At 61.8% G+C, this 15,785-nt stretch carries 14 protein-coding genes; 8 read left to right on the plus strand and 6 right to left on the minus strand.

The annotated features are described in order from the left end of the window. Nucleotides 1-66: 66 nt before the first annotated feature. The 6 genes from PMI28_RS16585 (at nucleotide 67) to PMI28_RS16560 (ending at nucleotide 7,571) form a co-directional block, all read left to right on the plus strand. Nucleotides 67-1,704, plus strand: a complete 1,638-nt coding sequence (locus PMI28_RS16585) for a 5-guanidino-2-oxopentanoate decarboxylase (RefSeq protein ID WP_007986094.1) — start codon at nucleotides 67-69, stop codon at nucleotides 1,702-1,704. Beyond that, the gene (locus tag PMI28_RS16580) at nucleotides 1,701-3,149 is read left to right on the plus strand and encodes an aldehyde dehydrogenase family protein (protein WP_007986097.1); all 1,449 of its coding nucleotides are present in this window, start codon (nucleotides 1,701-1,703) and stop codon (nucleotides 3,147-3,149) included. Before PMI28_RS16585 ends, PMI28_RS16580 begins: the two co-directional genes overlap by 4 nt. Before the next feature lie 295 nt (nucleotides 3,150-3,444). Further along, a complete protein-coding gene (locus PMI28_RS16575; protein WP_007986100.1) occupies nucleotides 3,445-4,548 on the plus strand; it encodes an ABC transporter substrate-binding protein in 1,104 nt (367 codons plus the stop codon). A gap of 195 nt (nucleotides 4,549-4,743) precedes the next feature. Next, nucleotides 4,744-5,652: an ABC transporter permease gene (locus PMI28_RS16570; protein ID WP_007986102.1), complete on the plus strand. Its 909-nt coding sequence runs from the start codon at nucleotides 4,744-4,746 to the stop codon at nucleotides 5,650-5,652. Then, complete coding sequence (locus PMI28_RS16565; RefSeq protein WP_007986104.1) at nucleotides 5,649-6,497, plus strand: ABC transporter permease; 849 nt, start codon at nucleotides 5,649-5,651, stop codon at nucleotides 6,495-6,497. Before PMI28_RS16570 ends, PMI28_RS16565 begins: the two co-directional genes overlap by 4 nt. A gap of 18 nt (nucleotides 6,498-6,515) precedes the next feature. Then, nucleotides 6,516-7,571 carry an ABC transporter ATP-binding protein gene (locus PMI28_RS16560; protein WP_007986106.1) on the plus strand — a complete coding sequence of 352 codons (1,056 nt, stop codon included), beginning with the start codon at nucleotides 6,516-6,518 and terminating at the stop codon, nucleotides 7,569-7,571. Between the two features lie 135 nt (nucleotides 7,572-7,706). On the opposite strand, the gene PMI28_RS16555 is transcribed toward PMI28_RS16560, so the two are convergent. Continuing rightward, nucleotides 7,707-8,636, minus strand: a complete 930-nt coding sequence (locus PMI28_RS16555; RefSeq protein ID WP_007986108.1) for an AraC family transcriptional regulator — start codon at nucleotides 8,634-8,636, stop codon at nucleotides 7,707-7,709. 336 nt (nucleotides 8,637-8,972) lie between these two features. Between PMI28_RS16555 and PMI28_RS16550 the strand changes: the two genes are divergently transcribed. Together PMI28_RS16550 and PMI28_RS16545 are read left to right on the plus strand one after the other, a co-directional pair. After that, nucleotides 8,973-9,326 carry a putative quinol monooxygenase gene (locus tag PMI28_RS16550; protein WP_007986110.1) on the plus strand — a complete coding sequence of 118 codons (354 nt, stop codon included), beginning with the start codon at nucleotides 8,973-8,975 and terminating at the stop codon, nucleotides 9,324-9,326. Between the two features lie 41 nt (nucleotides 9,327-9,367). Next, nucleotides 9,368-9,598, plus strand: coding sequence for a hypothetical protein (locus PMI28_RS16545; RefSeq protein WP_007986112.1), 231 nt, complete (start codon nucleotides 9,368-9,370; stop codon nucleotides 9,596-9,598). A gap of 5 nt (nucleotides 9,599-9,603) precedes the next feature. Here the strand turns inward: PMI28_RS16545 and PMI28_RS16540 are convergent, their stop codons facing one another. From PMI28_RS16540 to PMI28_RS16520, 5 genes are all read right to left on the minus strand, one after another. Then, nucleotides 9,604-10,227, minus strand: a complete 624-nt coding sequence (locus PMI28_RS16540; RefSeq protein ID WP_007986114.1) for a flavin reductase family protein — start codon at nucleotides 10,225-10,227, stop codon at nucleotides 9,604-9,606. 267 nt (nucleotides 10,228-10,494) lie between these two features. Then, nucleotides 10,495-10,728: a hypothetical protein gene (locus PMI28_RS16535; RefSeq protein WP_007986115.1), complete on the minus strand. Its 234-nt coding sequence runs from the start codon at nucleotides 10,726-10,728 to the stop codon at nucleotides 10,495-10,497. 224 nt (nucleotides 10,729-10,952) lie between these two features. Further along, the gene (locus PMI28_RS16530; RefSeq protein ID WP_007986116.1) at nucleotides 10,953-12,272 is read right to left on the minus strand and encodes an MFS transporter; all 1,320 of its coding nucleotides are present in this window, start codon (nucleotides 12,270-12,272) and stop codon (nucleotides 10,953-10,955) included. A 300-nt stretch (nucleotides 12,273-12,572) separates the two neighbouring features. After that, nucleotides 12,573-13,907 carry a sigma-54-dependent transcriptional regulator gene (locus tag PMI28_RS16525; RefSeq protein WP_007986117.1) on the minus strand — a complete coding sequence of 445 codons (1,335 nt, stop codon included), beginning with the start codon at nucleotides 13,905-13,907 and terminating at the stop codon, nucleotides 12,573-12,575. After that, a complete protein-coding gene (locus PMI28_RS16520) occupies nucleotides 13,901-15,667 on the minus strand; it encodes an ATP-binding protein (protein ID WP_007986118.1) in 1,767 nt (588 codons plus the stop codon). The genes PMI28_RS16525 and PMI28_RS16520 overlap by 7 nt, the downstream gene beginning before the upstream one ends. Nucleotides 15,668-15,785: the final 118 nt, after the last annotated feature.

Here is a 15,785-nt window from a genome sequence, read left to right on the forward strand (position 1 = left end):
GGCCTGCGAATCCATCATAAACACAGCGCAGCCCCGGCGTCTCAAACGAACAAAAAGGGCAAAGACATGGCGACGTGCGGCGAAGTATTGGTCAAGTTACTCGAAAACTACGGAGTCGAGCAGGTGTTCGGCATTCCGGGGGTTCATACCGTGGAACTGTATCGCGGGCTGGCCCGTTCGAGCATCAACCACGTCACGCCGCGCCATGAGCAGGGCGCCGGCTTCATGGCCGACGGCTACGCCCGCACCAGCGGCAAACCGGGTGTGTGCTTCATCATCACCGGCCCTGGCATGACCAACATCACCACCGCCATGGGCCAGGCCTACGCCGATTCGATCCCGATGCTGGTGATCTCCAGCGTGCAATCGCGCAGCCAGTTGGGCGGCGGTCGCGGCAAGCTGCATGAGCTGCCGAACCAGGGCGCACTGTGTGCCGGTGTGGCGGCGTTCTCCCACACCCTGATGTCGGCGTCGGAATTGCCGGGTGTATTGGCCCGCGCCTTTGCGCTGTTCCAGGCTGGCCGTCCGCGCCCGGTGCACATCGAAATTCCACTGGATGTGTTGGTTGAAGAAGCCGACGACTTGCTCTCCAGCCTGCCGGTCAATATTGACCGCGCCGGTGCTTCGCCGAGCGCCGTGTCGCGCATGACCGAATTGCTGGCCAACGCCAAGCGTCCGCTGATTCTCGCCGGTGGCGGTGCCATCGACGCGGCGGCCGAGCTGACTGAGCTGGCCGAGCTGCTGGACGCGCCGGTCGCCCTGACCATCAATGCCAAGGGCATGCTCGCCTCCGGCCACCCGCTGCTGATCGGTTCGACCCAGAGCCTGGTCGCCACCCGTGCGCTGGTCGCCGAGGCCGACGTGGTCCTGGCCATCGGCACCGAACTGGCCGAGACCGACTACGACGTGACCTTCGCCGGTGGCTTCGAGATTCCTGGGCAACTGCTGCGCGTGGACATCGACCCGGACCAGACCGTGCGCAACTACCCGCCGCACGTGGCGCTGGTGGCCGACTCGCGCAACGCCGCCCAGGCTTTGCTCAGCGCCTTGTCGCACAAATCCCTGGCCGAACGCCGCAACGATTGGGGCCAGGTACGCGCCGCTCGCCTGCGTGAAGACCTGGCCGCCACCTGGGACGCACCGACCCTGGCCCAGACCCGTTTCCTCGAAACCGTGCTGCACGAACTGCCGGACGCAGTGTTCGTCGGCGACTCGACCCAGCCGGTGTACACCGGCAACCTGACGTTCAACCCTGAGCGCCCGCGTCGCTGGTTCAACTCGTCCACCGGTTACGGCACCCTCGGTTACGCCTTGCCGGCCGCGATTGGCGCCTGGCTCGGCGGCAGCGCTGCAAACGGTGCCCGCCCGCCGGTGGTGTGCCTGATCGGCGACGGTGGCCTGCAATTCACCCTGCCGGAACTGGCCAGTGCCGTCGAAGCGCGTACCCCGGTGATCGTGCTGCTGTGGAATAACCAAGGCTACGAAGAGATTAAGAAATACATGGTCAACCGCGCCATCGAGCCGGTCGGCGTGGACATCTACACCCCGGATTTCATTGGTGTGGCCAAGGCCTTGGGTTGTGCGGCCGAAGCGATCAGCAGTGTCGAGCAACTGCGTGGTGCATTGCGTATGGCCACCGATCGCCAGGGCCCGACCCTGATTGAAATCGACCAGGCCAAGTGGATGCAGGCGGTGTCGCAATGATGCTCCCTACGACTCTGGATGGCCTGTACATCAACGGCCAATGGTCGGCCGGTAACGAACACCTGCGCGTGATCAATCCGGCCACCGAAGCCCTGTTGACCACGGTGAATGGCGGCGATGAGCGCGCTGTTGCCCAAGCCGTGAGCGCGGCGACCCAGGCGTTCGCCGACTGGTCGAAAACCACGGGCGCCGAACGCGCTGCCATCCTGCGCAAAATCGCCGTGGGCGTGCAGGCCAAGCGTGAAAAATTGATGCACTTGCAGTCGAGCAATAACGGCAAGCCGCAATTCGAAGCGGCGATCGACGTCGATGACGTGATCGCCACGTTCGAGTATTACGCCGGTCTGGCCGAAGGGCTGGACGCGAAGCAGGACAGCTCCATCGAACTGCCAACCGATGATTTCAGCGCTCGCCTGCGCCGCGAACCTTGCGGTGTAGTCGGCTTGATCGTGCCGTGGAACTTCCCGATGGTCACCACCGCGTGGAAGCTCGCACCGGCCCTGGCCGCCGGTTGCTGCGTGGTGCTCAAGCCTTCGGAAGTCACGCCGCTGCCAGAGCTGGAACTGGCAACGATCATTGCTGAAGCCGGTTTGCCGGCGGGCGTGTTCAACCTTGTGTGTGGCACCGGCCTGGCCGTTGGCGCGCCATTGTCGGCGGATCCGCGGATCGCGAAAATTTCCTTCACCGGCAGCAACGCCGTTGGCGTGCAGGTCATGCAGCGGGCGGCGGAAACCGTCAAAGGCGTGAGCCTGGAACTGGGCGGTAAATCATCGCTGCTGGTACTGGCCGATGCCGATCTCGACCTGGCGGTGGAAGTGGCCTGCGGCGGTGGTTTCTTCAACGCCGGGCAGATGTGTTCCGCCACCAGCCGCGTGCTGGTGGCCGATGAGCTGGCCGATGAATTCCTGAGCCGGGTGAAGGCCCGTGCCGAAGCCATTCGTGTGGCCGACCCGTTCGACCCGAACGTTGAAATGGGCGCGCTGGTCAATCAGGCGCAATACCAGCGCGTGCTCGGTCACATCGATCGCGGTTTGAGCGCCGGCGCCAAGCTGGTTTGCGGTGGCAATCGCCCGGCCGATCTGCCACGCGGATATTTTTTGCAGCCGACGGTTTTCACCGAAGTGCCCCTCGACAGTGCGTTGTGGTGTGAAGAGATTTTCGGCCCGGTGATCTGCGTGCGCAGTTTTGCCTCGGAAGCCGAAGCGATTGCCCTGGCCAACGACAGCCAGTTCGGTCTGGTCGCCAGTGTGGTGACGCGCAATGCCGAGACCGCCGACCGCGTCGCCAACGCTTTGCAGGCGGGGCTTGTGTGGATCAACGCACCGCAGGTGATCTTCCCGCAGACCGCCTGGGGCGGCTACAAGCAGAGCAGCATCGGCCGCGAATTGGGGCCGTGGGGCTTGCAGGCTTTCCAGGAAATCAAACACGTGATTCGGGCTGTGTGACGCCAATTACTGTAGGAGCGAGCTTGCTCGCGATGGACGTCAACGATGACGTGGGGCGCCTGAATGTACGCGGCGCCCGTGCACCCATCGCGAGCAAGCTCGCTCCTACATGAGGCATGCGCTGGCGTCATGGCTTCAATGAGTTTTTATCGATAGTCAGGTGTTTTACACGACCTCAGGATGAACTTGCTGGTTCAGCCAAGCCCCCGAAAATAGAGGGGCTAACGCTGGTCCGGTCGCGCGGATGCAACAGTTTCGACCTGCCTCATACCTACAAAAACAAAGGGAGTCCGTAATGGGCGAGCATGATCTGAACAGACGTCAATTTATCAAGACCGTGGGCGTAGCCTCGGTTGCAGCGGCAGCCATGAGCATGCCGTTCATCAAGGCCAATGCCAGCGACACACGTTTTGCCGGCAAGACCCTGCGTTTGCTGACCTGGTCCGACGACACCGGCCTGGCTGCACTGCGCAACATCGCCGCGACTTTCGAAGACAAGTACGGCTGCAAGGTCATCGCTGACCGCACCGGCAGTACCTCGGAAATGGTCGCCAAACTCAAGGCCGGCGGTGATCGTCCGCAGTACGACATCATCACCCTGGCAGGCGTTGGCGCCGAAGGTCTGGCCGCCGCCAACCTGCTGGAAAAACCCGACCTCAACCGCATTCCCAACCTCGTCGATGTACCGGAGAAATACCGCACCGGCGCCAACGGCCACGGCATCGGTTACCTGCTGTGGTGCAACAGCCTGGTCTACAGCACCCGCACCCAGAAACAAGCGCCGGACAGCTATGCGGCCCTGTGGGACCCGGAGCTGGCCCCGAACATCTTCCTGCCGCCGCCGAACTGGACCGAGGCCATGGACCTGATCATCATCGCCGCCAAACTGGCCGGTGGTGACGAGCACAACATTGAGCCTGGCTTCAAGAAACTCGCCGAGCTGAAAGATCGTGTGGTGACCCTGGGTGAAAACCCGAACCAGATCGCCGAGCTGTTCCGCACCGGTTCCCTGGACATGGGCGGCCTGTACGCACCCGCGTTCTTCCCCAAACAGATCCGCGATCCGAACTACGGTCTGGGCGCCACCTTCGGCATGAAGGAAGGTTTCTACACCGACCTGATGCTGTCGGTGATGCCGAAGAATCGTCCGGGCGATACCGACATGGCCTACGCCTTCATCAACCACTCTCTGGACCCGCTGGTGCAGGGCAAGATGGCTGAAGACATCTACAACGGCCCGGTCAACGCCAAGGCGATCATCTCCGCCGAAGCGCGCAAGAGCCCGTACATCCTCACGCCGGAGCAGATTGCCGAGAAGGCGATCATGCACGACAACGCCTTCCTGGCGACCGTGCATGACCAATGGATTCGTCGTTACACGGAAATCTTTTCTTCCTGATCGAGTGACGCTCGCAAGCCCTTGAAGCACCACAAATCAAATGTGGGAGCGGGCTTGCTCGCGAATGCGGTGTGACATTCAACATTGATGTCGGCTGACACGGCCTCTTCGCGAGCAAGCCCGCTCCCACATTAGAAACGCTGCGCTTTCAGGTCTTGTGTTTGTCAGCTGCTTTCCATTGACGAGACCCTTGCTATGGAACACCAACCTCTGACTCATCCGTTGAGTGCCGCCCCCGTGCGCGCTGATCGGGGTGTTTCGCCGACGACGCGCGCCTGGCTTTTTCTCTCGCCGTCGATGCTTTTTCTTGGCGTACTGATTGCCGCCAGCCTGCTGGTGCTGCGCATGAGCGTGGGCACCAAAGGCGCGGAATGGTCCGGGTTCAGCCTGGCCAGTTACGCCCAGTTGCTGGAACCCTATTACCTCAAATCCCTGATGCTGACCCTGCGCCTGGCGCTGATCAGCGCAGTGATCGCAGTGATTCTGGCGATCCCGGTGGCCTACACCATGTCGCGCCTGACTTCGCCGTTCGTGCGACGGATCTTCCTCGCGGCGGTGTTGCTGCCGTTGCTGGTCAACCTGCTGCTGCAAAGCTACGGCTGGCTGGTGATCCTCGGCCCCGGTGGCATGCTCAACCAGACCCTGATGGGCCTGGGCCTGATCAAACGTCCGATCATGCTGCTGTACAACCAGAACGGCGTGTTGATGGGCCTGGTGCAAACCGCCTTCCCGCTGGCCGTGTTGCCGATTGCCAGCGCCATGCGCGGCGTCGCCCGCAGTTACGAAGAAGCTGCCGCCACCCTGGGCGCGAGTCGTTTCCAGGTGTTCCGCCAGGTGGTCTTGCCGATGAGTCTGCCGGGAATCATCACCGGTGCGACCCTGGTGTTCGCCTACAACGCCAGCAGTTTCGTGGTGCCGTTGCTGCTCGGAGGCCGGCGCGTGCCGATGCTGGCGGTGATGGTGCATGACCAGATCGCCCCGCTGATGAACTGGCCCGCCGCGTCCGCCGCCGGTGTGGTGCTGATCGTCACCACGCTCGCGATCATGACCTTGTCCGAATACATCACTGGCCGTCGTCGGCGCATGCTGGAGGCTTCCCAATGAGCACCCTGACCAAGAAGCGTTATGGGCTGTTGCCCGGCGAGACCGGCAAGTTTGCCGGCATCCTTTCGGGCTTCATTCTGCTGCTGGCGGTATTGCCGATCCTGACCATGATCGTCATGTCATTCAGCGGCGCGTCGAACCTCGACTTCCCGCCGAGCAGCTACAGCCTGCAATGGTACAAGGCCGCCTGGCACACCTTTGTGTCGCCGGACGCCAGCGATGTGCTGAGCCTGGGCAAAGCCATGACCACCAGCCTGATGGTGTCCTGCCTGACCATGGTCTTCGCGACCATCATCGCCGTGCCGGCAGCCTACGCGCTGACCCGTTGCGAGTTCCGTGGCAAGGCCGTGGCCCTGCAATTGATGTCGTTGCCACTGGTGTTCCCGATGGTGGTATTAGGACTGGCGTTGCTGCTGGTGTTCGACAGCCTGCCGTTCCAGATGACCACCTCGCGCCTGGTGATTGCCCACGTGATCCTCGCGTTGCCGTTCGTGGTGAAGAACTGCACGGCGGCGATGCTCTCCATCGGCAGCGAAGTCGAGGAGGCTGCGCAAATGCTCGGTGCCTCACCGCTGCGGGCGATTGTCGATGTGGTGGTGCCGTTGATGAAGTCGGGGATCCTGGCGGGCATGCTGCTGGCGTTCATTGTCTCGTTCAACGAATTCACCGTGACCTATTTCCTCTACACCATCGATGTGATGACCGTGCCGATCTGGATGTACAGCCGCACCGTGTCTTCGCTCGACCCAACCGTATTTTCGTTTGCCGTGCTGATCGTGCTGATCGACTTCGTCCTGATCTGGGCGCTGGAGAAGCTGGTTGGTGAAGGTGGCGTTTCGTTCTGATTTCTTGAGGTAATTCACATGACTGGTCTGATTCTGGAAAACGTCGAGAAACATTACGGCTCGGCCTGCGCGGTAACCGATGTGAACCTGCATTTGCCCGAGGGCAAACTGGTGTGTTTCCTCGGTCCTTCGGGCTGTGGCAAAACCACCTTGCTACGCATGATTGCCGGCCTTGAAACCCTGACCGGCGGCGAGATCCGACTGGACGGCGAAGACATCGGCAACACTCCGGCCCACCTGCGCAACTTCGGCATGGTGTTCCAGTCCCTGGCGCTGTTCCCGCACATGACCGTGGGCGAGAACATCGCCTATCCGTTGAAGTTGCGCGGGGTCAGCAAGGCTGATCAGCAGGCGCGGGTGGTGGAGTTGCTGGAGCTGATTCAGTTGCAGCAAATGATTGATCGTCCGGTGGCCAAGCTGTCCGGCGGGCAACGCCAGCGTGTGGCGATTGCCCGGGCGATTGCCAATCACCCGAAAATCCTTCTGCTGGATGAACCGCTGTCGGCGCTGGATGCCAAGCTGCGTGAATCGATGCAGGTGGAGATTCGTCAACTGCAACAACGCCTGAACATCACCACCATCATGGTGACCCACGACCAGCGCGAGGCCATGACCATGGCTGATATCGTGGTTGTGCTGGGTGAGCACAAAGTGCAGCAGGTGGGCACGCCGATTGAAATCTACCGGCACCCGGCCAACGAGTTCGTCGCGGACTTCATCGGCTCGGGCAACATCTTCCCGGCCACGGCGCTGGGTAACGGCAAGGTCAGCCTGCCGGGCGGCGATGCGCTGCAAGTGCCGATCTGCAGCAGCATTGTGGTCGGTGAAAAAGTGAAGATGCTGATTCGTCCGGAAGACCTGCAACTGTCCGCACCTCAGGCGACCGCGGGCAACCGTTTGCTGGGCAAGGTGACGTTCGTGCGCGATATCGGCGCAACCATCGAGACCACGGTCGAATGTTCCGGAGTGTCGTTTACCGCGCTGAGCACGCCGTGCCAGGGCTTTGGCCTGAGCGTTGGGCATCCGGTGTCGGTGACCTTGCCGGTGGAGGCTTGCCGGGTACTTGGGGCCTGATCCAGGACTTGTAGTGCCTTAGCTGGCCTCTTCGCGAGCAAGCCCGCTCCCACACTGGATTTGTGAACGCCACAAATCAAATGTGGGAGCGGGCTTGCTCGCGAAGGCGTCAGTAGCTGCACCGAAAATTCCGGATCAGACTGACAAGCGCAACCGCGCCAGATCCCGCAACGGCGGCGCCCCGAACAACCGGCTGTACTCACGGCTGAACTGCGAGGGGCTTTCATAGCCGACGCGATACCCCGCCGCCGAAGCCTCCAGGCCTTCGGCCAGCATCAAGCGCCGCGCTTCCTGCAGGCGCAACTGCTTCTGATACTGCAACGGACTCATCGCCGTCATCGCCTTGAAGCGGTGATGCAGCGTCGACACGCTCAGGTTCACCTCTTTGGCCAAATCATCGATGCGCAACGGCTGTTCAAAATTGCCGTTGAGCCATTTGATCGCCTGGCTGATGCGATGGCTCTGACTGTTGGTGATGGCGATTTCGTACAACCGATGCCCTTGCTTGCTGCGCAGCAGTCGATAGAGGATCTCCCGGCGAATCAGCGGCGCCAGCATGGCGATGTCTTTCGGCGTGTCCAGCAAGCGTGCCAGGCGCAACACGGCGTCGAGCATGGCGGTGTCGAGCCGCTCGACATACAGCCCGCGCCCGGTCGGCCGGGTGGGCACGCCGAGGGGGCCGGCGTCGGCGATCAGTGCGGTGATTTCCGCCGGGTCGATGTCCAGGCGCAAGGCCAGGATCGGTTCCTCGGCCGAGACGTCCACCACCCGTCCACTCAGCGGCATCGAGACCGAGACCACCAGGTAGTTCAACGGGTCGTAATTGAAGTATTCATCGGCCAGCCGAACTTCCTTGCGGCCCTGGGCCATGATGCACAGCGCCGGTTGCGCCAGCCCGGGGGCGAACTCATGGGACTGGCTGTGGCGCGACATGAACAGCGAGCCGATGGCCGTGGCATAACTGCCATCTTCGGCGGTGTTACGGCGGATGATCGCCGCCAGTTCCGCGCGCTGCTTTTCCATGTCGGTGTCCAGCGGGGCTTGAAAGTGATCGAGCGACGACATGCGCGGCATCCTCGGCAAGGCATGGAGGGAATGGACAGAGCATAAGTTTGTGCAAGTGGCAGCGGTAGACACATCCTGCCAGATGCTTGCCTGATTCTGCCTGGGGTCGACCGGTGGCGTTGCCACTAGAGCCTTGAGCCTGAAAAACTTGCTTGAAACTCGTATGACAGAACCGTGACAGGTTTTACCGCTTGTTACAGGCTGTCCATGCAGTTTCGCAGGATTGTGCAACACGCTGGCAGGAATCGACTAACGAGACAGGCGTCGCGGCCCTTAACCTTGGATCCTGTCGCAGCCCGTCCCTGGCTGCCACGCGACTCCCCGGGAGGGTTGAACATGTCCAAGCAGATCCCCGTCAGTCATATGGCCTTCGTTCGAGCGCGCGCCGGGCGCTCGGCGGAACTCGGTGTGCGCCTCAGCGCCCTGATCGAACCGTCTCGCGCAGCACCGGGCTGCCTGAGCTTTGCCTTGCAGCATTCGCAGTGCGATCCCGAGCTGTGGCTGGTGTCCGGTTTCTGGAGCGATCAACAGGCCATGACCGCGTACTTCAGCACGCCGGCGATGGAGATTTTTGCCGAGCTGGTGCAGGAACTGGTGGTCAACAGCCTGGACTTCCACACCTTCAAGGATGTGTCGGCGGCGCAGGCCCTCGGTCAGTCCGGGGCAGCAGTACACAAACTGGCCGGTTGAGGGTTTAATGACAGCATTCTCAACCAGCCAGGATTCGCGACATGGCACGTAAAGCCTTTGATCACTTCGAAGCTGTTTCCGCTGTAGTACCGGGCGAGGGTGGTTACCACGCCGCTATCGCCGTCAAAGCGCTGGATGGTTCCGGCGCCCCGCGTTTTCACAAAGTGCTGGAAGGCCAGGTCTTTAAAACCGCCCATGATGCCGATCTGGCCGCCGCCAAAGAGCTGCTCCATCTCAAGGACGTCAAAGAAGACACCGACCTGCTCTGGTAATGACTTCACCGCCCCGGGCGGTACATCTTGAACAAGGCCTCAGGCCCCAGCTGGAAATAATCCGCCGGCCCGCCGCCGCGCAGAATCGGTTCTGCCGCGGCGGTGTCGTATACCCCATCCTTTAATAGCCATTTGGCGATATGCACGGCGACCACTTCGCCGAGGATCAGCCATGTCGGCACCACATTGCCGTCCGCCCGTTGCAACTGAATGATCTGCGTGACCTTGCACTCGAAGGACACCGGGCTCTCGGCCACCCGTGGCACCTGAATGACCTTCGAGGCCACGGTCGTCAGCCCGGCCAGTTCGAATTCGTTGACCTCAGGCACGACCATGGCGCTGCTCTGGTTCATCTGTTCCGCCAATGGCCGCGTGGCCAGGTTCCAGGCGAACTCGCCGGTTTGCTCGATGTTGTTCAGGCTGTCTTTGCGCCCGACGCTGGAAAAACCAATGATCGGCGGGATGTAGTTGAAGGCGTTGAAGAAACTGTAGGGCGCCAGGTTCAAGCGGCCCTCGGCATCCTGTGAAGAGATCCAGCCAATGGGGCGTGGGCCGACGATGGCGTTGAACGGATCGTGGGGCAGGCCGTGGCCGTTGGCGGGTTCGTAGAAGTGGATGTCGTTGGGCATGGAGTGAATTCCGGAACTTGCGGGTGACGCTCATGGTGCAAGCACGCGGCGCAGATTTCCAGTCGGATTCAGTACTTGAAATGATGAGGTTAAATGTGGGAGCGGGCTTGCTCGCGAAAGCGGTGTGCCAGTCACATTGATGTTGGATGTGCCGCCGTCTTCGCGAGCAAGCCCGCTCCCACAGGTTTTGTGGTCTGCCGGAAGAATTGTATTACCCCCAAAAAGACTAAGCCCGGCCGAAGCCGGGCTGTGAACTTCCCTCCACGATCAGCCGATAGCTTCTGCGCTACCGGTTTTGTCGAAGCCGTCGGCAGCGATAGCGTCCGCGCTACCGGTTTTATCGAAACCATCGGAGGCATAGGTGCCCGAATGGGCGTGTTCGATGGCGGCGCTGGTACCGGCGCCGTAGGAGGCCGATCCGGTTTTGTCGTAACCGTCAGCTGCAAAGGCATTGGCAGCCAGCACGGAAAGGGTCAGGGCAAGGATCAGTCGGGTTTTCATGACGGGTACTCCAGGTACGTTCGCAATGGGTACGTTCAGACGCTCTTTCGAGGCCTGTAACGGATATACGTGCGTCCTGTTGTTTTGGATGCACTCGGCTGCAGGGTGCGGCCGGTGAATTAACCGTTGATTATCTTGCTGGCGGGGGAGATGAATGGTGCCCTTCGCGAGGTCGCTCGCGAAGGGCCTTGGCGCTCACCGTTGCAGTGAGCGCCGGCTGACGGTCAGTCCGTCACAATCCGCGAATGCTTGCGGGTGTCTTTCATGGTGACGTACACCAGCAACGACACGGCAATACACGCCGTGACGTACCAGTAGTAACCCGTCTCCATGCCGATGCTCTTGAACCACAGCGCGATGTATTCAGCGGTGCCGCCGAAGATCGAGACGGTCAGTGCGTACGGCAGGCCAACGCCCAGGGCGCGGATTTCGGTCGGGAACAGTTCGGCTTTCACCACGGCGTTGATCGAGGTGTAGCCGCTGACGATGATCAGCGCCGCCATGATCAGGAAGAACGCGCCCCACCAGGTCTGGATGGTGTGCAGGGTGGTCAGGATCGGCACGGTGAACAGCGTACCCAGAATGCCAAAGGCAATCAGGATCGGCCGGCGACCGATTTTGTCCGACAGCCCGCCGATGACCGGTTGCAGGCACATGAACAGGAACAGCGTGGCGGCGGAAATGGTGGTGGAGTCGGAAATGCTCATGCCGACGGTGTTCACCAGGTATTTCTGCATGTAGGTGGTGTAGGTGTAGAACGCCAGGGTGCCGCCCATGGTCAGGCCGACTACGGTCATCAGTTCCTTGGGGTGACGCATCAAGGTGCGCATCGCGCTTTCCTTGGCTTTTTCTTTCTTGGTGAAGGACTCGGTCTCTTCCATGCCGCGACGCAGGTACAACGCCACCACTGCACACAGTGCGCCGATGGCGAACGGGATGCGCCAGCCCCAGGCGTAGAGCTCTTCGGTGGTCAGCAATTGTTGCAGCACGATCAGTACCGCCAGCGCGATGAGCTGGCCGGAGATCAGGGTCACGTACTGGAAGCTGGAGTAGAAGCCGCGACGTTCCTTGGTCGCCATCTCGCTGAGGTACGTGGCCGAGGTGCCGTATTCGCCACCGACCGACAGGCCTTGCAGCAAACGCGCGAACACCAGCAGGATCGGCGCACCGATGCCGATGACTTCATAACTCGGGCTCAGGGCGATCAGCAGCGAACCGAAGCACATCAGGTACACCGAGGCCATCAGGGCCTTTTTGCGCCCGACCTTGTCGGCATACAGACCCATCAGCCAGCCGCCGATCGGGCGCATCAGGAAGCCCACGGCGAAGATCGCGGCGGTGTTGAGCAGTTGGGCGGTGGTGTCGCCTTTGGGGAAGAAGGTCTTGGCGAAGTACAGGGAGAAAGCGGCGTAGACGTACCAGTCGTACCACTCGACCATGTTGCCAACGGAGCCGCTGAAGATCGATTTGATGCGGCTGGACGTGGTTCTTTCTTTGGCCGGCACGGCAGCCGACCCAAGCGGCAGGGAGTTGGAGTTATCCATTGAAGGATCCTTCGTTTAATTGTTTTTGTGGAGCGCGTTTAAACGCAGCCTGCGAGGGATATAGCAGGAGCTGTGCCAAAGGGGAGAGGGCCGGTTTAGAGGGGGGAAGGAGGTTTTTTGAGCGGAAATCCGCTTATTTGTGGCAGGTGATGAGCGGAAATTTGCTTACCAGGGGGGTATTTGTATTGCCTTTGCCGGCCTCTTCGCGAGCAAGCCCGCTCCCACAGTGGGTCTGTGTACGCCGATCATTGTGGGAGCGGGCTTGCTCGCGAAGAGGCCAGAACAGGCACCGCAAAAAACTCAGCTCTCTTGCAGGAACATCTCCCGGCTCAACCCATGCCGCTGCATCTTTTCATTGAAGGTCCGGCGCGGCAGTTGCAGTTCTTCGAGCACCGCTTTCACATCGCCCTTGTGCCGGGTCAATGCGGCACGCAGGCATTGCGCTTCGAACGCTTCCTGCTGCGCCGCCAGTGACTGGCCGGGCTCGATACCCAAGGGCTCCGGCTCACCGAGCCCCAAAACCTGACGCTCGGCAACGTTCGCCAGTTCGCGCACATTGCCTGGCCAGTCGTGGCTCAATAGATGGCTCAACTGCGGACCGCTCAACGGCGCCAAGGTCCGGCCCAGGCGTTCGGCAGCAATGCGGGCAAACGACTCGTAAAGCAACGGGATGTCCTCGCGCCGGTCGCGCAACGGTGGCAAACGCAACTCGGCTACGTTCAGACGATAGGCCAGGTCTTCACGAAAACGTCCGGCCCGAGCCTCGTCGAGCAGGTCCGGTTTGGTCGCGGCGATGATGCGCAAATCCACGCGGATGCTCTGGTTCGAACCCAGTCGCTCAAGTTTTTGCTCTTGCAACACCCGCAGCAATTTCACCTGCTGGGCCAAGGGCATGCTTTCGATTTCATCGAGAAACAGCGTGCCGCCGTCGGCGTATTCGAGTTTGCCGATGCGCTTGCCCTGGGCGCCGGTAAACGCACCGCTCTCGTGACCGAACAGTTCGGCCTCGAACAGTTGCTCGGGGATGGCCGCGCAATTGAGCGCGACAAAGGGCTTGTCGGCTCGCGGCCCGAAGTCATGCAAGCAACGCGCAACCAGTTCCTTGCCACTACCGGTTTCTCCGCGAATCAGCACGTTGACCGGCAGGGCTGCCAGGTCCAGCACCTGTCGACGCAGGGTTTGCAGGCCACGGGACACCCCGAGCAGCGTGGCATCGAGTTTGGCGCGGTTATCGGCCTGTTCGTGCAGTGCGCGGTTTTCCAGGACCAGCCGGCGCTTGTCGAGGGCGCGACGCAGGCTGCCGAGCAGGGTTTCCGGGCTGAAGGGTTTTTCGAGGAAATCGTAGGCCCCGTCGCGCATGGCCTCGACCGCCATTGGCACATCGCCGTGGCCGGTCAGCAGGATCACCGGCAAATCGGCATCCCGGCGTTGTACTTCCGCCAGCAGTTCCAGCCCGGTCATGCCGGGCATGCGCACATCGCTGAGAATCACCCCGGCAAAATGCTTCGGCAACTGCGCCAGGCACTCGTCGGCGCGGCTGAACAGCTGCACCTCGAAACCCGACAGGCTCAACCATTGCTCGACGGCACTGCGGATGCTGCTTTCGTCGTCGACCACCATCACTGAGTTCAGCATGGTTCATGCACCTCCTGGTCGATGGGCAAGGTCAGGGTAAACACGGCACCTTTGTCATGATTGCCGGCACTCAGGCGCCCGCCGGATTCGTGAACGATGGCAAAGGACACGGCCAGCCCGATCCCCAGTCCTTCGCCCACCGGTTTGGTGGTGAAGAACGGATCGAAGACTTTCGACAGATTTTCCTCGGCAATACCACCACCGTTGTCGATGACGCTCAGGCGCCACAATTGTTCGTCGGCCTCGAGGCGGATTTCCAGGCGTTTGCAGGGTTTATCCTGCATCGCATCGAGGGCGTTGCGCAGCAGGTTGATCAGCACCTGTTCCAGGCGAATCGCATCGCCACGCACCCAGGCCGGGCGCGTCAGGTGCAGCACTGTGCTGACCTGTTCGTCGCGCAGCCGGGTGTCGAGCAGTTGCAGCGACTGGTCGACCACCGCTGCCAGGTCCAGGCGTTCGCGCAAACCGCTGGGGCTTTTGCGGGCGAAGGTTTTCAGGTGGCCGGTGAGGGCGGCCATGCGCGTGAGCATTTCATCCACCGGTTTGAGCGCCTTGTAGGCGTCGTCGACCCGGCCGTGGTCGAGCAGCAGGCGCAAGGTCGCCAACTGCATGCGCTGGGCGGTGAGCGGCTGGTTGATCTCATGGGCCAGGGCGGCGGACATCTGCCCCAGCGCCGCGAGTTTGGCCGATTGCACCAGGCCTTCCTGGGCGGTGCGCAGGTCACGGGTACGCTCTTGTACAAGCTGTTCGAGTTCTTCGCGGCTGCGCTGGCGCATTTTCGCCAGGCGCCAGCGCTGGTTGAGAAACAGCAGCAGGAACACCAGGGTCAGCCACAACCCGGCTGCGGCGAGCGCGGCATTGCGGCTGTCTTCGAAGGCGACCTGCGGGCGCCGCAGCAGGTGCAGGGTCCAGCCCTCGGCACTCAGCGGCAGGGATTCCCACAGGTAATCCGCCTTGCCGTCCGGGCCATCGACCCGAGCCAGGTCGCTGTTGTCGTCGAAGCGCCGCAACGACTGAAACACCAGCGGGGTCAGGGGCTGTTTGTCGTACTGGCGGGTGGCCTTGAGTTCGGCATGATCGCTGTCGCCGAGCGGCTTGAGCAGGCGATAGCGCCAGCCCGGCTGGTTGGCGATGAAGATGATCCCGCGCGCGTCGCTGACCAACAGCGTGTCGCTGCCCTGACGCCACTCGCGTTCCAGTTCGGGAAACTCCAGTTTCACCACCATGGCGCCGAGGAACTGGTTGTCGTCACCGCTGACTGCGCTGGAGAGGAAGTAGCCGGGAATACCGCTGGTCACGCCCACGGCGTAGAAGCGCCCGGTGCCCTGGGTGCGGGTCTGGCTGAAGTAGGGACGGAAAGCGTAGTTATGGCCGACGTAACTGCTGGGCAGGCGCCAGTTGCTGGCGGCGATGGCCAGGCCATTGCGGTCGAGCAATTCCAGGGTCGAGGAGTCGGCGGCGCCGTTGATCTTTTCCAGTTTGCGGTTCAGCGCATCCTGCTGCCCGGGGCTCACCGGCCCCTTGAGCGCCGAGCGCAGCTCCGGGTCCAGCGCCAGCACGGCGGGCAGGGCACGGTAACGTTCGATCAGGGTATGTAGGGATGTGGCATAGAGCGCCAGTTGCTGATTGGCTCGTGCGGCGTCTTCGACCATTGACTGGCGCACGGCGTGGCGCATGGCCAGGGTGGCGGCGATGGCGGCACCGGCGATGATCAGCAGGGTGTAGAGCGCCAGGCGCAGGGTTCGGGAGGTCGGGAGCATGCTATGGGAAGGCTGGAGTCAGGGTGGGCACCATAACATGTGCCGGGTGATGGGAATCTATTCATCCTTTGACTGGTCCTACCCGGCATTCAGACCTGTACACCCCATTCTTTCATTG

It is taken from the genome of Pseudomonas sp. GM48 (assembly GCF_000282335.1).
GTDB lineage: Bacteria > Pseudomonadota > Gammaproteobacteria > Pseudomonadales > Pseudomonadaceae > Aquipseudomonas.